Source organism: Gemmatimonadota bacterium, from assembly GCA_026705765.1.
Lineage (GTDB): Bacteria > Latescibacterota > UBA2968 > UBA2968 > UBA2968 > VXRD01.
The window spans coordinates 1-20232 of sequence record JAPPAB010000177.1 but is presented as its reverse complement, the minus strand read 5'-3'; the positions used below and the strand labels follow the sequence as shown (position 1 = coordinate 20232).

Annotated in this window: 23 protein-coding genes and 1 pseudogene; 20 read left to right on the top strand and 4 right to left on the bottom strand. The window is 52.7% G+C overall.

Annotation, left to right across the window (positions count from 1 at the left end; translation table 11 throughout):
* The 11 genes and pseudogenes from OXH16_22735 to OXH16_22685 form a co-directional block, all read left to right on the top strand.
* The coding region (locus tag OXH16_22735) for a hypothetical protein (GenBank protein MCY3684221.1) at window positions 1–521 on the top strand (521 nt) is incomplete at its 5' end.
* Window positions 522–561: 40 nt separating this feature from the next.
* On the top strand, window positions 562–1476 hold the full coding sequence (locus OXH16_22730) for a VOC family protein (GenBank protein ID MCY3684220.1): 915 nt from the start codon (window positions 562–564) through the stop codon (window positions 1474–1476).
* 119 nt (window positions 1477–1595) lie between these two features.
* Entirely contained in the window at window positions 1596–2711 is a 1116-nt protein-coding gene (locus OXH16_22725) for a hypothetical protein (protein MCY3684219.1), read from the top strand.
* A gap of 94 nt (window positions 2712–2805) precedes the next feature.
* The gene (locus OXH16_22720) at window positions 2806–3624 is read left to right on the top strand and encodes a sugar phosphate isomerase/epimerase (protein ID MCY3684218.1); all 819 of its coding nucleotides are present in this window, start codon (window positions 2806–2808) and stop codon (window positions 3622–3624) included.
* A 16-nt stretch (window positions 3625–3640) separates the two neighbouring features.
* Window positions 3641–4843 carry a Gfo/Idh/MocA family oxidoreductase gene (locus OXH16_22715; protein MCY3684217.1) on the top strand — a complete coding sequence of 401 codons (1203 nt, stop codon included), beginning with the start codon at window positions 3641–3643 and terminating at the stop codon, window positions 4841–4843.
* Window positions 4844–4877: 34 nt separating this feature from the next.
* Window positions 4878–6608, top strand: coding sequence for an alpha-L-fucosidase (locus OXH16_22710; GenBank protein ID MCY3684216.1), 1731 nt, complete (start codon window positions 4878–4880; stop codon window positions 6606–6608).
* A gap of 272 nt (window positions 6609–6880) precedes the next feature.
* Window positions 6881–7207 carry a hypothetical protein gene (locus OXH16_22705; GenBank protein MCY3684215.1) on the top strand — a complete coding sequence of 109 codons (327 nt, stop codon included), beginning with the start codon at window positions 6881–6883 and terminating at the stop codon, window positions 7205–7207.
* A 331-nt stretch (window positions 7208–7538) separates the two neighbouring features.
* A complete protein-coding gene (locus tag OXH16_22700; protein ID MCY3684214.1) occupies window positions 7539–7859 on the top strand; it encodes a hypothetical protein in 321 nt (106 codons plus the stop codon).
* A gap of 55 nt (window positions 7860–7914) precedes the next feature.
* The gene (locus OXH16_22695; GenBank protein ID MCY3684213.1) at window positions 7915–8787 is read left to right on the top strand and encodes a sugar phosphate isomerase/epimerase; all 873 of its coding nucleotides are present in this window, start codon (window positions 7915–7917) and stop codon (window positions 8785–8787) included.
* 188 nt (window positions 8788–8975) lie between these two features.
* Window positions 8976–10550 carry an ATP-binding protein gene (locus OXH16_22690; GenBank protein ID MCY3684212.1) on the top strand — a complete coding sequence of 525 codons (1575 nt, stop codon included), beginning with the start codon at window positions 8976–8978 and terminating at the stop codon, window positions 10548–10550.
* A 699-nt stretch (window positions 10551–11249) separates the two neighbouring features.
* Window positions 11250–11899 (top strand): annotated as a pseudogene (locus tag OXH16_22685) (DNA recombination protein RmuC).
* Here the strand turns inward: OXH16_22685 and OXH16_22680 are convergent.
* Window positions 11849–12121 (bottom strand): helix-turn-helix domain-containing protein, encoded by a 273-nt coding sequence (locus OXH16_22680; GenBank protein MCY3684211.1) that lies wholly within the window; start codon window positions 12119–12121, stop codon window positions 11849–11851. The pseudogene OXH16_22685 and the gene OXH16_22680 overlap by 51 nt on opposite strands.
* Window positions 12114–12428: a type II toxin-antitoxin system RelE/ParE family toxin gene (locus OXH16_22675; protein MCY3684210.1), complete on the bottom strand. Its 315-nt coding sequence runs from the start codon at window positions 12426–12428 to the stop codon at window positions 12114–12116. The genes OXH16_22680 and OXH16_22675 overlap by 8 nt, the downstream gene beginning before the upstream one ends.
* A 304-nt stretch (window positions 12429–12732) precedes the next feature.
* On the opposite strand from OXH16_22675, the gene OXH16_22670 reads away from it, so the two are divergent.
* From OXH16_22670 to OXH16_22655, 4 genes are all read left to right on the top strand, one after another.
* Window positions 12733–12999, top strand: coding sequence for a UPF0175 family protein (locus tag OXH16_22670; protein ID MCY3684209.1), 267 nt, complete (start codon window positions 12733–12735; stop codon window positions 12997–12999).
* A 155-nt stretch (window positions 13000–13154) separates the two neighbouring features.
* A complete protein-coding gene (locus OXH16_22665; protein ID MCY3684208.1) occupies window positions 13155–13640 on the top strand; it encodes a type II toxin-antitoxin system VapC family toxin in 486 nt (161 codons plus the stop codon).
* Entirely contained in the window at window positions 13637–13804 is a 168-nt protein-coding gene (locus tag OXH16_22660; protein ID MCY3684207.1) for a hypothetical protein, read from the top strand. The genes OXH16_22665 and OXH16_22660 overlap by 4 nt, the downstream gene beginning before the upstream one ends.
* 158 nt (window positions 13805–13962) lie before the next feature.
* Window positions 13963–14277, top strand: a complete 315-nt coding sequence (locus OXH16_22655; GenBank protein MCY3684206.1) for a hypothetical protein — start codon at window positions 13963–13965, stop codon at window positions 14275–14277.
* A gap of 30 nt (window positions 14278–14307) precedes the next feature.
* Here the strand turns inward: OXH16_22655 and OXH16_22650 are convergent, their stop codons facing one another.
* Window positions 14308–15264 carry a nuclear transport factor 2 family protein gene (locus tag OXH16_22650; GenBank protein MCY3684205.1) on the bottom strand — a complete coding sequence of 319 codons (957 nt, stop codon included), beginning with the start codon at window positions 15262–15264 and terminating at the stop codon, window positions 14308–14310.
* A gap of 12 nt (window positions 15265–15276) precedes the next feature.
* Window positions 15277–16227, bottom strand: coding sequence for an alpha/beta hydrolase (locus OXH16_22645; protein MCY3684204.1), 951 nt, complete (start codon window positions 16225–16227; stop codon window positions 15277–15279).
* Window positions 16228–16345: 118 nt separating this feature from the next.
* Between OXH16_22645 and OXH16_22640 the strand changes: the two genes are divergently transcribed.
* The 5 genes from OXH16_22640 to OXH16_22620 all read left to right on the top strand — a co-directional run.
* Entirely contained in the window at window positions 16346–17245 is a 900-nt protein-coding gene (locus OXH16_22640; GenBank protein ID MCY3684203.1) for a LysR family transcriptional regulator, read from the top strand.
* Window positions 17246–17456: 211 nt separating this feature from the next.
* Entirely contained in the window at window positions 17457–18251 is a 795-nt protein-coding gene (locus OXH16_22635) for a phytanoyl-CoA dioxygenase family protein (protein MCY3684202.1), read from the top strand.
* Between the two features lie 17 nt (window positions 18252–18268).
* Entirely contained in the window at window positions 18269–19003 is a 735-nt protein-coding gene (locus tag OXH16_22630; protein MCY3684201.1) for a phytanoyl-CoA dioxygenase family protein, read from the top strand.
* A complete protein-coding gene (locus OXH16_22625) occupies window positions 19003–19356 on the top strand; it encodes a hypothetical protein (GenBank protein MCY3684200.1) in 354 nt (117 codons plus the stop codon). Before OXH16_22630 ends, OXH16_22625 begins: the two co-directional genes overlap by 1 nt.
* Window positions 19357–19427: 71 nt before the next feature.
* A partial coding sequence (locus tag OXH16_22620) for a hypothetical protein (GenBank protein MCY3684199.1) occupies window positions 19428–20232 on the top strand: 805 nt, incomplete at its 3' end.

Sequence of the window (20232 nt, the reverse complement as noted above, 5' to 3'; positions counted from 1 at the left end):
ACCGCACGAATAAACCGCTCAAGTTTACCCGGACCATGCTGTGGGACATGGAGGTGAAAAAGGCGTTCCGGCCCGATCTCTATATTCCTTCTGTTGTAACGGCGGGCAGTTCCCACTATTGGCGCGAGCAAGCGGCGGCAGACGGAGCCGAATCCTTTGTGCGATGCTCGCGGCAGCGCCTCTGGCTCAAGCCGTCAGAGCACGGGTTGGTCCTCGAACAGGTCCTTCTTAATTCTGCGCGGCAGAGTGCCACTTTCATCGGGGCAGCGGAACTCCTCGACAAGGACGGGAACTTGCTTCGAGCAGGCAAAGGACAGCCTCTCTTTCACGTTGAGCATTCTGTCGATGGTGACGAATTGCGACCTCTGAACCTGTGGCGCATCGTTTATCTCACGGACAGGCCCGAGCAGAAACTGATCGAGCGGTTCACGCTTGCGAAGGACGTGTGGCTGCGTGAGTTCGTCGAAATCTACATCCGACAGGACTTGAAGATCGAGTTGACCCGGAGGAATGTCTTATGAGAGAACCACCCACCGAGAAACCTGCAGGGGAGCCGCTCTGATGAAGATCCAGGACATCCGGCATGTGGGGCTGCTGTCACCGGCGATCGCGACCCACGCCAGGTTCTACCTCGAGGTCTGGGGACTCCGATCGGCCGGAGAAGACCGGCACGCACGATATCTCCGCGGCGCGTTGACCGAGCACCACATTCTCAGCCTGCATCAAGCGGAACGGCGTGGGCTCCACCACTTAGCCTTCAGCGTTGACGGACGCGAGGCAGTTGACGCGGCGGCAACCGAACTCGAGCGCCAGGGAATTACTCTGCTGGCGCATCCGGACGATCTGGACGAACCCGGCGGCGGATACGGGCTGCGGTTTCTCGACCCGGAGAACCGCTGCATCGAGCTATCGACCGGCGTGGCCGAACACCCGAACGGCTGGTCTGTTAGGAAAGTCGGTCCCCGCCAGCTGTGCCACGTGGGTCTCAACACCCGGTGGTTCGAGCAAACCGTGGCGTTCTACACCGAAATTCTCGGGTTTCGGGTCTCGGATTGGATTGAGAACGAGATGGTCTTCCTGCGATGCGACCGGAGACATCACGTCATTGTCTTCAACCGTGCAGATTACGCATCGGTCAACCATGTCGCGTACGTGATGGCTAATGTAGATGACGTGATGAAAGGGGTCTCCAACCTGCGTGCCCAGGGGCAGGAACCCGACTGGGGACCGGGACGTCACGGCCCGGGCAACAATATCTTCTGCTACTACAAGGATCCGGCTGGATACGTGAACGAATTCTCCAGCGACATAGAATACATCGAAGACGACGCAACGCACAAACCCACGGTGTGGAGACGGGTGCCGGAAACTGCGGACCTCTGGGGTACGACAGGGGCGCCCAGTTCCGAAGTACGGGAGGCGATGGCCGGCGACCCTGATCCTGGCTGGGCTGTGAAGGATATCAACGTGGATTGATAGGGAGATCGCCGCAGTGTTTAGGGGAGGACACCGAATGCAGGTGTCCTCCCCTTATGTCTTGTTGAGAAATTGCGTCGTATATCCTATTTAATTCATTCCACAAATAGAAGAACCCTATGTATCAACGCATTACGACTTTTGCTATCATCGCCATTGCGCTGACGTTGGTCCTATTGTTCATCACAGGTAGGACTGTGCCTTTAACTGCTGCGGCGTGTCCTGGAGATTTTGACGGCAATAGGCGCGTTAATATAGCCGATTTTCTGGTCTTTGTAGAGGTCTTTGGCACCAGTTCTGCGGATGCGAATTACAATGCGCAGATGGATTTGGACAGTAGTGGGAGCGTTGATATAACTGATTTTCTGGCTTTTGTAGAGGTCTTTGGTACAGAGTGCGGTGGTGGTCGTGGTGATACAAATACAACGGGTTTATTTACACAAACACTTTTCCATGGTGGTGTAACAAGAGAATATATTATATATGTGCCTGAGGCTTATGATGGAACTTCAAGAGTTCCACTGATGCTTAATTTTCACGGATATGGTGGGTTTGCAAACCAGTACTTAAAATATGCAGATATGCGGCCTCTGGCAGATATAGAAAATTTTATTCTGGTTTATCCTCAGGGTACCTTGCTGGGTGGAGACCCGCACTGGAATGCTGGTTTAAAATCAGATGCTAATAAAAGTGATGCGGATGACTTTGGCTTTGTGGAAGCGTTGATTGATGAAATTTGTTCCAGGTATAATATTGATTCGGCGAGAGTATATGCCTGTGGTTACTCAAATGGTGCTTTTTTTTCTTATGCACTTGCTTGCTATCACAGTGACAAAATAGCGGCCATAGGTTCTGTTGCTGGAACAATGATGGAGGAAACATATAACAATTGTAGGCCCTCACACCCTACGGCTATGATCAATATTCACGGTACATCAGATTATGTTGTCCCTTATGGTGGGGGAAGTGCAGGGTTATTGTCAATTGATGAGGTGCTTGCTTATTGGATAGGGTTTAATAACGCCAGTACTACTCCGATCGTAAATCGCATGAATGATCGTGGCGTAACAATAGAGCATTATTCTTATACAGATGGCGACAACAATACTTCTGTAGAGCATTACAAGGTTATTGACGGAGGGCATGTCTGGTTTGATATTGGCTACGATGGCTCTAATACCAGTCGTTTAATCTGGAATTTTGTGTCGAGATATGATATTCATGGAACGAACTGAATGCCCGAGAACAGCGGGAAATAACAGACCTTTTAACCAATCAGCCAGCAATCGCTGGCTCGTAACCTGAGGACACATTATGCAAGTGGGAATTATGTCAGGTCAAATTGCTCGGCCGACCCTGGAGGAAACGCTCGACGCCATACTCGGGCACGACATCAGGCATCTTCAATTCAATTTGGGATCTCTGAATGTGGAGGGTTCGCTATCTGATAAACTCGCAAAGGCACCTGTGGTTCGGGCGGAGATCGAAAAGCGCGGCATGGTCATCGCTGCCCTGGCTGGCACGGTCAATATGGTTCATCCCAATGAAGAAAAACGCCAGGAAGCTATCGAGCATCTCAAATTGCTCATTCCGGCGTGTGCCCCGATGGGGACCTCGGTGATTGCCACCTGTACCGGATCGCGCGATTCGGAGAGCATGTGGCACTGGCACCCGGATAACGATACAGAAGAAGCCTGGCGGGTGCTACGCAATACCCTGGAACAGGTGCTGCCGGTTGCGGAAGCGGCTGGTGTGACCCTTGCGTTTGAACCAGAGATAAATAACGTTGCCAGCACAGTGCATAAGAGTCGGCAACTGATTGATGAAATGGGTTCACCCAACCTGAAAGTCGTGATGGATGCCGCCAATATTTTTGGCAAAGATGACTTGCCTCGCATGAGGGAGGTATTAGACGAGGCTTTCGATCTTTTGGGCGACCACATTGCCATGGCCCATGGCAAAGATCTGGATCGCGGTGGCGATGCAGGCCATCTCGCCGCTGGTACCGGCAAGCTCGATTACGCCCATTATGTATCGTTACTCTGTGCACTTCCCTTTGACGTGTCGGTCATTCTGCACGGCCTTTCCGAAGATCAGGTGGATGCCAGTGTTGCGATGCTCCGGCGTCACGCTGCAGCACACCAGTAAGGGGGGATTGACGAGTATGAAAGCTAAAGTTGCCATTCTGGGTTGTGGAAGGGCGTCGCAAAAATGGCACCTGCCGACAATGCATACGCTCGCCAAACACGGCGAACTCGATTTTGTCGCGCTCTGCGATATGGATAAGTCGTTAGCGAAACAGACCGGAGAATCTTACGGTGTTCCGTGGTACACCAGTGTCGCGGAGATGCTGGAAAAACACCCGGACATCATGGCCGTAGATGTCATCGCTGGCGACCCAACACACCATGTACTTGCCAGGCTGATCGCAGAGCATGGCAAACACGTCATGGTGGAAAAGCCGATGGCGCTGACCTTGCCCTGTTGCGACATTATCATCGATGCCTGCCGCCGTAATGGCGTGCATTTTGAGGTGGCAGAAAATTATTTTCGCATGCCGAAGCAGCGGATGATCATCAAGCTCATTGCAGAGGGGATTCTGGGCGATATCGTTCGCGTGTATTTCGTCGAGCCAAAGCGGCAGGATCCATTTGAGCCGACCGTTACGCACAGCGGTTTAGGCCGACCTATCTCTGGCTTTGGGCGCACTTCTGGCATGTGCATGGATATGGGGGCACATCGGTTGTCACAGTTGCGGTTGTACGCGCAAAGTGAGCCTCAACAGATTACCGCGACGGTGAGGAAATATCGGTCAGATCCCATGAGTATCCATGAAGACTGGGCGCATGCTATGATCGATTTTGAAAGCGGTGCAGTGGGTATTTATGAGACGTCGCGGCTGGGTGAGGCACAGAAATACTGCCAGATTATCGGTACTCTTGGCGGTATTCTCGATACCGACTATTTTGGCCCGGAGATCCCCCTGCGTTTGCGCATCGGCGAGGAGATGCAGGACATTCCTGTCGAGACAGTACGTCGCAAAATTGACGGCGTGGATGTGCTGCAGCGGATCGTCGTGCATACGAATCCCGAAGTCGTCTACGAGAATCCGTTTCGGGACTATGCCATCGACGATTGGTGTGTGGGTCACGCCTCTGAGATCATGAGTCTCGCGAATGCAGCGCTCTACGACGAGCCTCCCGAATACGGTCTCGGCGGTCGCAAGGATGTTGAAATGGCCATGGCGATTTACGAATCGGCGCTCAATGGCATGACTCCGGTTAAGTTGCCCCTCGAGGGCGTGACCTCCTACGAACAGATGGTACACGAGGATTATCTCGAAAAGTTTGGCCGTCCTATTTTATGAGACAATCTTTAGAAACCAGGACAGGAAAACAACCATGCAGAAAGACAACGGTCAGGAAATGGACGCGCTTTGGGGCGAAGATGTCATTGCACTGCGCGCTGAAAATGCAGAACGGGGCCAACTCTTTAATGATGGCAATTACGCGATGTTTATCCACTGGGGTCCGTATGCTCAACTTGCCAACAAAGTCGATGGCAAAACGTACTACGGCATTGGCGAATGGATCATGAACCCGCGCATGGCCAATATTCCGGTCGAGGAATATATGGAAATGGCGAAAACCTTTAATCCCGTCAATTTTGATGCAACAGAAATAGCACAACTGGCTAAGGACGCGGGCATGAAATACATTATTATCACCAGCAAGCACCACGATGGTTTTGCCATGTATCGCTCAGCCTGCAACGACTTTAATATTGGCGCAGTTACCCAGTTTAATCGCGACCCCATGAAAGAACTCGCCGGGGCCTGCGAAAAACTCGGTCTCGGATTTGGATTTTACTACTCTCACAATCAGGACTGGACTTTTCCAGGTGGTGCAAATGGTCCAGACACAGATACCGATGGCAACCCGGCTACCTTTGACGATTATTTTGTCAAAAAATGCCTGCCACAGGTCGAAGAAATCACCAGCCAGTACGGTCCCATCGAACTCATCTGGTTTGACACACCCGGACAAATGCCCAAAAAGTACATTGAGCAACTCATTGAAGTCGTACGAAAAAATCAACCGAATGCGCTCGTTTCAGGCCGCGCCGGGCACGGGCTGGGCGACTACAAGACGCTGGGTGATATGGATGTGCCATCCACCAATGTTGAAGGTATGTGGGAAAGCGTCGATACTACCAACGACTCCTGGGCTTTTGCCTGGTACGATGAATACTGGAAAACACCCCGAGAAATTCTTCGCCGCCTGATCTCCTGTGTTGCCAGAGGTGGCACTTACATGCTCAACATAGGTCCCCGCGGTGACGGTTCAATACCCGAAAGAGCTGCCCGCACTTTACGTGCTGCTGGCGAGTGGATCAAGCGCTATCCTCAGGTCGTCTATGGTACTGATGCATCACCCTGGCAACATGCCCTGCCCTGGGGAGATGTGACGGTAAAAGACAATACGCTCTTTCTCAGCATTTTCAACTGGCCTGTCTCTGGCACACTTTATCTGCCAGGCCTCAAAACAGAAATCGAATCTGCATCCCTCCTCAATGGCGGTCAATCTACACCTGTCACTTATAATAAAAAACACGGCTGGACCTGCTTTGAGCTATCGGCGCAGGCACCTGAAAATCTGGTTTCGGTCCTTGAAGTCAAACTCAAAGGCACGCCGAAAGCCGATTCGACCTGGGCAATTGATCCCGAAATAGAGACCGAAATTCTTTCAGAAGCTGCGGCCGTTGAAAATGCCACATTGGGAAATCAACGCTGGATGGAAAAATTTGGAGAATGGAAACACGTCAGCCGTGTCCATAAATGGACGCCTGAAGGCAAAGCGACCTGGACGGTCAACGTTCTTGCGCCTGGAGACTACATCGTAGATCTCACCTATTCGGGTGAAGGGCGTCTCGTCTGGGGGGTTAGTATTGAAAATGGTGAACACATTCAAAATCAGCAAAATTCGTCGCATAACTACCAGCGTTTTCCCATTGGCTGGATTAACTTTTCCGGGCCGGGTACTTACAAAATTAGCGTTTCCTGTCTCGAAGGCGATTTGAGCAAAGCCAGTCTAAAATCAATTCACTTCACTCCTGTTCACAATATTCTCTAAATCCAGCCGAGGAGTCAGCGAGAAATGAGTGAGATTGCGTTCAGGCGAGCGATGGTGGGGGATGTGGAGGCGGTTCTTCGCGTAATGGCGCAGGCGTTTGGGAGGGCGCCGGGATCGGAGAAGTACGAGCGCGACAAGGAGAGAATTACGAGGGAGACTGACGCGCATTGGGTGCTTGTGCGAGAGGGGGAGATTGTCGGGGCGGCGCATGTTCGGCGGGAGGAGATTCAGGTGGGGCAGGCGGTCGTGGCCAAGGCAGATGTGGGGGAGGTGTGTATTGCGCCGAGTTGTCAGGGGGAGGGGCTTGGGACGGCGTTGATGAAGATGGTGGTGGGGCAGTTGCGGGCGGATGGGTATTCCCTGTCGCGGTTGGGTGGGTATCGGCGGTTCTACGAGCGGTTCGGGTGGGTGCCATTTCCGCGGGGCTACATCGACTTCGCGTTGCGGGGGTTGACGTCGCGGGGCGGGTTTACCGATCCGGTGAGCTACCTGGATCGGCCGGAGGAGGATGTGCGGATCCGGGCGTACGACGGACGTCGGGATGCGGCGGCGTGCGAGGTGCTTTACGCGGCGTTCAACGCGGGGCGGACAGGGGCTGAGCCATTGCAGTCGTTCGGGGCGGGTGCCGGGAATCCGTGGCGGGTGGTATATGAGGTGGACGGAGCAGTCCGGGCTTACGTTTTCGCGTCACAGAATGCGCCGCCTTATACGCGGTTTTCGTCGTCGGTGTCGATCTCCGACGGGGCGTGCGATCCGGGTGATACGCGACCGCTTGGCGCAACGCTGCGATACGTTCTGCGTCAGGCGGCGATCGCAGGGGCGGAATCGGTCAGGGCGCGGCTGCCGCTGGACCCGTCGCTCTACGATCTGTATCGGGATTCGAGCTGTGGGTTCGTGCCGTCGCTCTGGCAGTCGTCGGAAGGCGGGAACATGCTGCAGGTGCTGAGTCTGAGGGGGCTGATTGAGGCGATTGCGCCGGAACTGACGGAGCGGCTACGGATGGCGAAACAGGCGACGGGCGAGGTCGGTCTTCGCGTGCGGGGAGAGACGGTTGGATTGGCGTGGGATGGGGAGCGGTTGACGGTGGGAGAAGGGAAAGGGGATTGGGTGGAACTCGGGCAGGATGGGGTGATGAAGATGGTGCTGGGGTTGGTGCCGGTGGAGCAGGTCGTGGTAGGGGAGAGGGAGGATATGGCTATGCTGAGGGCGGCGTTTCCGGTGCAGGGGACGGCGACGGGGGTTTGGGGGTGAATCCGATACAGGGAAAGCGCCCCAGATACACAACATCACCAAACGGGAGATCATCGTGTCATCAAACATCCACTTTGCTATGGGCGGCGCCATTTTCGGAGCCTTCATGACTGAATCCGCGGAGCTGATTGCCAGGCACGGTCTGCCGGGCGTCGAACCTTACCGCAGTGGCCTGATCGCCTGGCTCGACGACCCACAAGCGCTGAAGGCCCTCCTCGACGAGCGCGGTATTCGGCTCATTACCGCTTCGAACGGCGGGCCTGGTCAGTCGGTGGAATTTATCGATCGGTCAAAGCGTGGTGAAACAATCGCCGACCACGTCGCTTTCTGCCGCGATTTCCTGAAGATTTTTGGTTGCACGCACTTCAAGATCAACATGGGGAGCCGCCCGCAGAACGGAACAACTGCGGATGACATCAAAGCGATCGCGGAGACTGTGTCAGAACTCGGCAAGCGAACGCTTGAGATGGGTGTGACGATCGCGCCACACCCGCATATCTGGGGGCCGATCGAGCGGCCGGAGGAAGTTCGCGCCCTTCTGGATCAGACCGACCCAGATATCGTGTCCTGGATTCCCGATACCGCACAGCTCAATCTCGGAGGAGGTGATCCCGTTCAGCTCATCGACGATTATTACGACCGACTGGCTGCCGTCCACTGGAAGGATTCGAAGGCGTCGTATCGCGGTTATACTGGCCCGACACCGACGAAGGAGATGCACGCGGAGGAGATTCTGTACAAAGATCTGGGATCTGGTGGCGTCGATCACCCTGCGATTTGGGCCATGCTGAATGCGCGAGGCTACGACGGATGGATCACGCTCGATCTCGATCCCCCGCGTCCAAACGAAGGCGAAGGATCAGTTGACGACAAAATGGGGATCAACTGCAGGTATCTGACAGAGACATTGAAAGTTTCCCGCTTTTAGTATGTCAATCCCGGTATTTGGCTTGTTTTGTTATCCCTTTTATCTTTACGTTTAGATATCTTAATGGCCAGGCTGTTGCAAGGCAATGGTCACTTGACAAGTTGCAGACACAGATAGGCGCAAGCAGGATCGCAACCCGCCTCACGCACGGCACAATCTGCTGACTGCAAAAAAAGGAGACTTGCATCATGCGTTTCTTCAATACGACCGGTCCGGTGGTGGCTGCTGATCATTACTGCATTCCACCTCTGGAACGGCTAAATCTTGTCGAGGTTCGGCGGCTTATTCGCGACAAGCGCTACTTCGTCCTGCACGCACCCCGGCAGACGGGCAAGACTTCTGCCTTGCTGGCTTTGCGCGACCTGCTCAATGCGGAGGGTGCCTATCGCTGTGTGTACGTCAACGTTGAAGGTGGACAGGCCGCACGCGAAGATGTGGAACTGGTGACGCGCACCTTTCTGGGTGAGTTGGCATCTCGGGCGCGCTCAGTAGGTGACGAATTTTTGGACGAGATCTGGTTTGACATCCTGGCGAAATACGGGCCTCACACTGCACTGCGCGAGGCGTTGATGCGCTGGGCACAGGCTGCCCCGAAGCCATTGGTGTTGCTCATTGACGAGATCGATTCTCTGATTGGCGATTCTCTGCTGTCCGTGTTGCGGCAGTTGCGGGCAGGCTACGACCTGCATCCAGAGGGTTTTCCACAAAGTGTAATATTATGCGGTGTGCGCGATGTGCGCGACTACCGCATCCAATCAACGGCAGAGAATGCGATCATTGCCGGTGGCAGTGCGTTTAATATCAGAGCGCGATCTTTGCGCCTGGGCGACTTCTCGCGTGACGAGGTGCTCGCCCTGCTCAACCAGCATACAGATGAGACAGGACAGGTGTTCACTCCCGCTGCGTTGGAACTGATCTGGAGACAGACCCAGGGGCAGCCGTGGCTGGTCAACGCGCTGGCGGAAGAAACCTGTTTCTATGGCGAAGCCGCAGAGGACCGGGGTATCTCGATTACTGCCGACGCCATCCGAGATGCCCGGGAGCAACTCATCCTGCGCCGAGAGATACACCTCGACCAGTTAGCCGACAAGTTACAGGAGACGCGCGTGCAGCGCGTGATTGAACCGCTGCTGAGTGGGGGAGAGGATAGTGACTTCTCCACGCGCGATCTCGAATACGTCCGCGACCTGGGTTTGATCGCATCCGAAGGTCCACTCCGTATTGCCAATCCGATCTACGCCGAAGTCGTCCCGCGCGAATTGACCTACGCAGCCCAGGTGGGACTCAATGAGGATACAGCATGGTACGTCAATGCCGATGGCAGCCTGAATGTGGTCAAACTGCTGACCGCGTTTCAGACCTTTTTCCGCGAACATTCGGAACACTGGGTTGAAAGGTTTCAGTACAGGGAAGCCGGTCCACAGTTGCTGTTGCAGGCATTTCTCCAGCGCATTGTGAACAGTGGTGGACGCATTGAACGGGAGTATGGTTTGGGACGTGGACGCACTGATCTGCTCATCTTATGGCCGCAGGGCGATCAGACGCGCAAGATTGTGATTGAGTGTAAATTGCTCCACAAGAGTCTGGACCAGACCATTGCCGAGGGGCTGGAACAGACCGCGGAGTACATGGATCGGTGCGCTGCAGAGGCGGGTCATCTGGTGATTTTTGACCGTCGCGCAGGCAGGCGTTGGGAGGATAAGGTGTTCCACCGTCGCCGTGCGTCTGAAGGTGGTGTTGAGATAGACGTATGGGGTATGTGATCCGGAGATACGGCTGTTATATTTGATGCTCCGGATCAGATGGTAGCCGACTGGGGCAAAATAAATTATACGGGTTTGCTGAAAACAGCACTCAAAACCGCTGGTATATTTGATCGAGCAATTGCTATCGAAACATCTACGCGATTGTCATGACGGAAATATTGGCGCATTTATTTTATTACTTCTTTTTTAAAGCACCATGGCAACTATCTCAAGATATTCTGAGCAGTGAGATAAATCCTACAATACGTGAAGAGGACATTGTTCGATTCTCAAAAGAGGAGATTTTGGAAGTATATCAACAAACAGAATCCTAAAGGCAAGATTCTGCGGTATTAGGAAGAAAATCGCCTATTGGAGCTTTAAAAGGAGTTTTACATGGAAATGCTGTATCTACTGATCGCATTTGTAATTGGGGGTGTGGTTGGGGGCGTGATTATGAGCCTGCGAAAGAGTGGGAATGAGGCTTTACGCATTGAGTTGGCGAAGTTGCAGAGCGAGAAGGAAGCCCAGGCTGACAAAGAGGTGTGGATCGAAAATGCGGAAGAAAAATTGCGCGAGGCTTTTGATTCGCTGGCAGGCAAATCATTGCGTCACAATGCCGAAGCGTTTTTGAAACAGGCGCAAACGCAGATGACCGGTGTACTGAATGAGGTGCGTGGCGATTGGAAGACGCAGAAATCGGAAATGCAAAACTTGATGACGCCAGTGCGAGAGAATTTGGACAAACTCGATGGGCATGTGCGGTCGCTGGAAGAAAAACGAGAAGGCGCGTATCGGGCACTCGGCCAGCAATTGAAGGATCTTATGACTGTGCAGCACAATCTTCAGACCACGACCGTCACATTGTCTGAGGCTCTTAAATCGTCTTCTGTGCGTGGGCAATGGGGCGAGATCCAGTTGCGTCGCGTGGTAGAACTGGCGGGCCTGGAACGGCGTGTGGCTTTTGAGGAACAGGTGTCAGGTGGCAGTGGCGGCCGCCCGGATATGGTTGTGTATTTGCCGGGTGGGGGAGAGTTGCCGGTCGATGCCAAAACACCGATGAAAGCTTATTTGGATGCCGCAGAATCTGGTGATGATGCGACATACAAAACTCTATGAGAGAACATGCCCAAGCGGTGCGCGGTCGGGTGCGCGAATTGGGACAAAAAGCCTACTGGTCGCAGTTTGAAAAGACACCGGAGTTTGTCGTCATGTTTGTGCCAGTCGAAGCCAGTGTTGCCGCGGTTATTCCGTTCGCATCGTTATTCTGGAATCGCAGCCCTGCCTCTATTCCAGATTTATTTCGTTACAGGTTTTTACATCACATCCAATATCGCTTGCGGATTTTTGTCTGCGATAATCAGTAGTGTCCTGGCTGCACCCGATGGACGACGGCGACCCTGCTCCCAGTCTTGCAACGTGCGAACAGATACACCCATCAATTGGGCAAACTGAGATTGAGAAAGACCCACTTTCGCTCTCGTTTGGGCAATATCAGGTACTGTGATGATACGACCGTGTTCGCCGCGCTTAATTTCCTGCAAACCAGATAGAATCTCTTGGCCAATATCTCTATTCCTTTCATTCATTTTCGATCTCCTCACGGATTTGTTTGAGAATGTGGGCAGGAATATTGTCGCTCACATTTTTCGGATAGATCGTCAACATCCAAAATGTCTGTGTCGTCATTTTCACGAAATAGATGACTCTATAGCCACTGCGTTTTCCTCGCCCTTGTGCCCGCCATCTGATTTTTCGCACACCTCCCGATCCGGAAATCACACTGCCAGCCTCAGGATTTAACAGTAAGGCTTTCTGCAATTCCGCGTATTCTTCGTCGGATAAGTATTTCCGTATGAGTTGGGTAAAAAGCTTTGTTTCAATGAAATTGTACATACCCAAAATATACGGCATTGCCGTATAATATCAAGAATCAAAATGTAGGGACGATCTTCCGTATAGATTACAGAATTAAAGCGTTCCTATGAGGCTATTATGGGCCAGACTCTTGTGGCTGTCCACGTTTTTCGTATGGATCCTTTGTGCATTAAATTTTGAATATAATAATCTTTATACTCAAAAATGATCTTGAAAGCCCCTGTTTTTTCGAGTAAATTGCAAATAGGCATTTATCATTATATTTTAAAAACGGATGGGCGATTCGGCCAGTTCGACAGCGCGTTTATGGAGACACGACGCAATGAAGAGAACATTGACCATTGATTACGGTGACGAAGTCCTGCTATCCCTCGGATATACACCCAAGCAGTTCAGCGAAGAGGCCAAGCTCCTCATCGCCATCAAGCTTTACGAGTTAGGCCGTTTGTCATCGGGGGGAGCAGTCAAGCTGGCTGGCATTCCCAAGCCCTTATTTCTGACAAAACTCGCCGAATACGGTATCGATACCTTCCAACTGACTGAGGACGACCTCCAACAGGACTTAGACAGTGCCCGTCGTCATCTGTAATACTTCTCCGATTCAGTATCTATATCAAGCCGACATGCGCTATGCCGAACTGTCCGGTGGAGCGGAGTACAACTACGCCAGTAGTTCAACCGTTCGACATGAGTTGGATGCCTTCGCGCGTAGAAAAACGCGGCCCCGGTGATTGCGAGCGATATATGCCGACCGTTTATTTGGAAACCACGATTCCCAGCTACCTTGTCGCACGACCAAGCCGTGATCTTATCGTCGCTGCTCACCAGCAAATCACGCATGACTGGTGGCGTGATGCCCGCGAGCATTTCGACATATATATCTCGGAGGCAGTGTTGACAGAAATTCGCTTGGGTGATCCAGATGTAGCCGCACGCCGTCTTGTCATCGTGGAAGAATTGCCTATCTTAGAAATCAACGATGAGGTACAGAACCTTGTTAATATCTACGCCCAACGGCTCGGTTTGACAGGCCGTGCTCAGGCAGACGTGCCCCATATTGCTTTCGCCGTGGCATACAAACTGGATTATCTGGTCACATGGAATTGCACCCATATTGCGAATGGCGCAATCATTCGTCGGCTTGGAGATATCAATACGGAATTACAGCGTCATACCCCGACTATTGTTACACCTGAAGGACTTCTTGAACAGCCTGGAGGAGAACCATGAAACGCGATCCTATTGTTGAAGAAATTCACCAGACGAGACAGAAACTCCTACAAGAGTGTGGTGGCGATATCAACCAGTTAATGGACCGCTTAAAAGCCGCTGAAATACAAGACCGAGATCGCGTGGTCAGCACCATCTCTGTCCGCAAAACCTCATATTCATAACTACAGTCAGCAGGCGTCAAAGGCGAAATTCACCAGCTTCGGCACACAGCCGCGACATCAGTTTTGCCGAACAGAGTGCAGCAACGGGCAGGTCCGTGCTGGTCTCTGACGAGGAGTCAGGCCATATTTTTGAAGCGTCACGCCAGAATCCGCGCAGTGTGACGTCCGAGCACAAGGGCCGCATCTACGGCTTGCTGCTCAACCGCCACTTGCGAGACTCGAACGTGTGCGGCGTCAATTTTTGCGCGACTCTGTACGACCTCAATGACGGTCCGTTGATGAAAATGTCCGGCATGATGGAAGGCCTGTACGACTGGGACGGTAACCCAAAGCCCGGGCTCGTGGATGCCGTGAGGGAGGCCAACAAGGAAATCTATGAACGCGCAACAGATCCCTATGGTTCTTCTGAAATCGCTGAGTTGGATGAAAATCTGTGCCGCGTCAGAGATGAGGTACACAAACATATTCGTTAGAATCGCAGAAACCGTGTCAGAAAGCGTCCGTCATTCAGCTAGTCTGTGTGGAATAGGCTTCAATTTATACGCTGACCAGAAAAAGGCATTGGCCGCATCTTGGTCTCCTGAAAGGTTGGTCGCCTCCGCGATCTTCCCATCTTCGAAACGGTAGAGTAGCGCCCAAATCGTATCAACATTATCGGCACCTTCTACATTAGACCAGCCGCGATGCACATCGACGACATAGTCGCCTTTGGCACCAAAATAGATCGGGTCAGCTTGAAAATTGGCATTAACCAGTTGCTGGAAGAAGGCGACGACTTCTGCCTTGCCGCGCTTATCACCAGATAAAGGATGACGCCCTGGAATCCGCCAGATAATGTTTTCAGCCAAAAACTCACCCATCTTTTCCGTATTGCCCGTGGCATAAGCTGCGAAGAATTCCTGTATCGTTTTGACGTATTCCTCGCTTTTCCGGCGTTTAATATAAGGTACAGGATTGTTCGCGGCGTTCTCGCTCGCCGGGCCAAACACATCTCGGGTGCCGCTTTCTGCCTGCAGGTTAAAAGTATGGTTTGTAATCCGCCAAATGCCGTCTTCTTTTTGCAATATATAACGATAATCACCCTTCGCCCGCCAGAATAGCTCACCCACGTAGTGATCAGCGGTGACATCAGCAGTTGCTTCAGCCCGTGGCCCATTGATCTTAACGGCGATATTTGAAATATCGTGCCGGGTCAGGTCAAAACCGGGCAAGATTGCAGCCCATTGGGCCATTAAGTCTTGCGGGCTTTTTCGTTCCACCTCGCCGCCGCTGAGGGAGGTATAATCGACCTCGACTTCATCCGCATAGAGTTTTTCGAGGGCTGAGAAATGTCCCAAGTCTGCCAGGATGCCCACACTCTCGATAATGGTTTTGATAGCAGCTTCGTCTTTCATATCGGCCTCTACTGGCGTAAATCCGGCCAGGGTCGCGATCAATGCGCCTGTGATCCAATTTCTCATGCTTGACTCCTTCTACTGCAGCGTCTGGCCGAAATGATCGGCCACCGCATCGCTGGCCGTCTTCACGGCATTGGGATCGTCATAGAAATCGAATTGCGTGACGTTTTCCAGCCAAAGCTCAGTGATGTTGCGTCCCATGCGACGGGCGTATTCCCTTGCCCCCTGCGGAATGGCAGCAGCTTCGGAATGCACCAATAACGTGGGTTTTTTTAACTCATCTGCTGTTTGGATCGCATCATAGGTCAACCAGCCTTCCCAGGACGCAACATTGAATTTGTTGTCGTATTCTGGGATTAAACCGCGATCCGTTTCTGTATAATATGGCACTTGATACATGACGGCTTTTTCGTTGGTTGTGCTGGCCGCTTCCAGAATGACAGGTTGTGGAGCCTGCTCCGCCTTGCGGCTGGCCTGGATAAGACTGTTCATTCCTTTGTCACCGCCATAAACCGCCTTGACGATTGGGGCATTGTGCAGCCAGGGGCCCACGAGAGCCAGTGATTTGATATGGCTATTGGCATACGCCGCATCGCTCATGTACCCAGAAGAGGCGCAAATCCCCAATCCGCCGATCCGCTCGTTATCCACCTCGGGCCGCGTAGCCAGGTAGTTTACGGCAGCGTTGATGTCTGCGGTTTTGCGCTGGGGGTCTTCCAAATACTGGATCGTGTCCTGCGATTGGCCCCATCCCCGAAAGTCGAAGGTCAGAGCCGCGTAGCCTCTGTTGGCCATTGCAGCCGCATAAGTCCCTGCCATTTGTTCCTTGACGGTCGTCCAGGCCCCCGTGACGACCACGCCGGGCAACTTCTGACCATCCGAATAATCATCGGGCAGATATAGGTCGCCGACGAGCGTTTGCCCTTGGCTTGAAAATGTGACGCGTTTCATAATCGCAGCCTCCGAGTGGGCGAGATTAAAGTGAGAGCCAGCAGTGAGAGCCAGCGCAATGAGAAGTTTCCCCATGGTATCTGCTCCTCCATCTACGGATTTTTGTTGACGATTGTTACTTGTAATTTCGTTCAAGTTGATCAATATGAAAATTACTTTATATTTTCCTCATTGATACCTAAAAGGCATATCTATGGAATTGCGCCATCTCCGTTATTTTGTCGTCGTCGCCGAGGAAGAAAACATCCGGCGCGCCGCAGAGCGGTTGCACATTGTTCAGCCTGCATTGAGCAGGCAAATGCGTCAACTCGAAGAGGAGTTGGATTGTACGCTATTCGACAGGCTACCGCGTGGCATTCGGCTGAATGCAGCCGGTAAGGAATTTCTGGCGTCAGCGAGAGATATTCTCGCCAGTGCAGATGCCGCAGTGGCGCATGTGCGTCGCGTGGCCAAAGGCGAAGTCGGACGGCTCCGTATCGGTTTTAGAGAAACGGCTTCATGGTTCGGAATTTTCCCCAGGGCGATCCAACAATACCGTGCGCGCTACCCGAACGTCGGGCTCGATTTGCAGCCCATGTTCTCAACCGACCAGTTTGAGGCCATCGCTGAGGGCACACTGGATGCGGGCTTTTGTTACACTTTTGCATCTTTACCGGAAGGTTGTGAGGCTTTACCGATCCGAATAGATGAGGTGGTGCTTGCAGTACCAAGAGAATTGAACTGGAAGAAACGGCGGAATGTACGTCTGGTAGATTTGAAGTCGGAGGCGTTTGTAGGACTTTCCCGATCACATGCTCCATCTTATGTGGATGGTATTATGGCTACAGCCTATGCAGGCGGATTGTCACCCAATATCGTACAGGAAGCAGTCGATGAGCCAACATTGATGAGTTTGGTCTCGGCAGGGATTGGCATTGGATTTTGCAATTCGGCTAACAAAGGCCGCAAACCGCAGTCTGTGGATTTTATACGTGTGGTCGATTTTGAGTTTGCGCTCACGCTATGCTTTGCGTGGAATCAGTCAAACTCTTCGACACACCTCAAAGCGTTGCTATCAATTGTGAAGCAGAGTGCAAATGTTGACATGGTTTGACTAATTCAGCATTAGTCAACGATCTTCAGTTGTGAAGAACTGAGGTGCGCCCTAAAATTTGAACCCGTATAAAGGCTAATGAACGGGGCTGGACATCGCCTGATCCTTAGCGTAAATTAGCCTGCTGACAGGTTCAAATTTTGGGTTACAGATCCGTTTTTGGGGTAGCGGGCATCCTGTTTAGGGACACTACACTGGAGGAGTACAGGTTATGGGACAAGCATTGACGGAACGTGAAATCGAATCGGTCGTCCGGGAGGTCACAGACGAAGAAGTGGCTTTTTACCACGAATACGGGTGGGTTATGATGAAGCAACTCGTGGACTCGGAGTTCGCAACGGAACTCCTGCGCGTTGGTCAAGAGTGGTTGAAACGCAATGACAAAGAGAGGGGCGGCAGACGGTCCGTCGGCCTGGCGCGGCGAGAAGAGACCGAGCCATTTCGCTCGTTCATGTTCAGCGAGCGCATGTCAAAGAACGCAACACGACTCGTGAACAGGAAGCGGCTCAAGGGCGTAGATATCCCACTTCGCTATCGCATCGACATCCTCCAACATAAGCCCCCGGGGGCAGCCGGAGCCACTTATCATCAGGACTCGTCAGAGCACGGCTCTGATCGCGTGGGCGAACTACAGTTCTGGCTTGCACTGGTGGAAGTGCCACCGGAGATGAGTGCTATGCGATTCGTCAGCCGCTCACATCGCGAAGGACCGCTTGGCTCGGTATTCAAAGATGACCAGGGCAACCTGCTCGAGCAGTACCCAAATCTGACGTCTGTGCTGGAGCTCTCTCCGCCCTTCCATTACCAGCCGGGTGACTGCACTGTGCATCACGGATACACAGTCCATGGCGGTCCACCCAACAGCACCGACAAGTCGCGCTGGTCATATCTCTTCTCATACTCTCCTTCAGACACGCGATACTGGAATGGCACCGCAGCCAACTGGGGCAGCGAGCGGAAGCGTTTGAGTGACCCGAACAATCCCACGGTCCATTTTTCCGAATAAGGTTTCAGGGGGTTGAAATGATTTCTGTACAACAATGGGATTTTTTTCAAGAACACGGTTATCTGATCGTTGAAAATGTGATTTCTGTGCAGCGATTGGCAGCGTTGCGAGAGGCCCTGGAAAAGAGATATGATCTGGAGGGCGAAAAGGCAGGGACAGAGGGATCGACCCCTCCGGGCGTTCGCAGGTTGTGCAATCTCATGGGTAAAGGCCGCGCCTTTGAAGAGCTGGCAATCGAGCCGATTGCATTAGAAATAGCCAGGCTGGTGATTGGAGAGGATATGCGCTGGCAGGCCATGAATTTTCACGATCCCATGCCCGGTGATCCGCGTCCTATTCAGGCAATCCATGCCGATCGATCGTTCTTTAAGAATTGTACTGCATACCTCAATGTGGTGTGGGCACTTGATGATATGACAGAAGAAAACGGTGCGACTCGCCTTGTGCCGGGATCGCATAAAAAACCCTGGCCCCGAGATATTATGGACGATCTCAAAGAGGCAGTTGCTGGAGAAATCTACGCGACCTGTAAGGCTGGAACTGGCATTTTTTGCCACGGTGATGTCTGGCATGGCGCACGAGCAAACCTTTCAAAATCGCCCAGGCGTGTGATCCATATGGGATACAGTTGTACAAACACTGCACCTCAATATGAAATTGCAGGCTCTTTGACGCGGGATATTCGCGAGCGGTTGGGCGAGCATTGTGCGCTCATTCCGGATCCTCTATCGTCATTTGATTTGGAGAAGTAATGGCCAATCAAAACCATACGAGAGGAGTACAGGTTATGGGACAAGCATTGACGGAACGCGAAATCCAAGCCGTCGTTCGGGAGGTCACAGACGAAGAGGTGGCGTTCTATCAGGAATACGGATGGGTCATGATGAAGCAACTCGTAGATCCGGAGTTTGTGACGGCGCTTCTATCTGTCGGCCAGGATTGGTTGGAACGCCATGGCGAAAACAAGGGCGGCAGACGGGCTGTCGGCCTGGTACTGCAGGAAGAGGCCGAGCCGTTCCGTTCGTTCATGTTCAGCGAACGCATGTCAAAAAATGCGATGCGAGCGGACAATCCAATGGTCTATTTTCCAATAGAAGCTCTTTGAGAAGGAGCAACAATGTCATCAGTCCGCGGCATTTTCTTTTAACTAAGGTGTGACACACAAAGGAGTGCCACATGCCCCCAACTCAGAAATTTGAAGAGCGCGTTGTTCGAGTGGAGAAACCTTCTGCCCACTTCACGCTGTTGAAAAACGAAAAGGGTGATTTTCTGGGCGTAGCAGAAGGCGAAACAGCCGTCTTTGACCACGCCGACGACAAAGCGATCTGGAAAGAAGAAGGCGACGCCTATCGCCACGTGGTGTCGGGCCTGACACTCGGTATGTCTGCCGCGAGTGACGAAGGTGTGCATCTCGCTCTGAATGGGAAATCACTGGGCGAAGACGGTTCCGAATCGTCCGTGCCGGGGCGTTTTCAGCCAGGTCACGGTCCTGCCCATCTTCCGTCCGAGTACCTCCAGCAAATCCGCGAGAATGGATGGGTCTGCCTGCCGAGCATCTTGTCTCCCCAGGCGATCGAAGAACTGCAAAGGGTGAGTTGCACTGGCAAGTGGGACCATGAAGAATTAGACAGAAGCCTGCCGACCCTCACGCAGTCTGTGGAAGTGTCGAGAGCCGCAACCGAGCCTGTATCCCTCTGGGTGATGCGGGAGTATATGCAGTGTCGGGAAATTCGGCTGGCTCACAGGCCCGGTTTCGCAGTCGTGGCTCCGGACGACGGTGAACGCCAAGTGGGAGGGTGGCATTCGGATTATCCGTACCTCTGGGGGATCGCCAGGAATTCCTCCGATGGCAATCGGATCGTACCGCACAATGCGCTGAATCTCGTGCTTGGCGTTCAGCGCAATTTATGTGTGACCGAATTTAAGAGTGAAAACGGCGCAACCTGTTTCAAACTCGGATCGCATACGCTTGGGCAAGGAC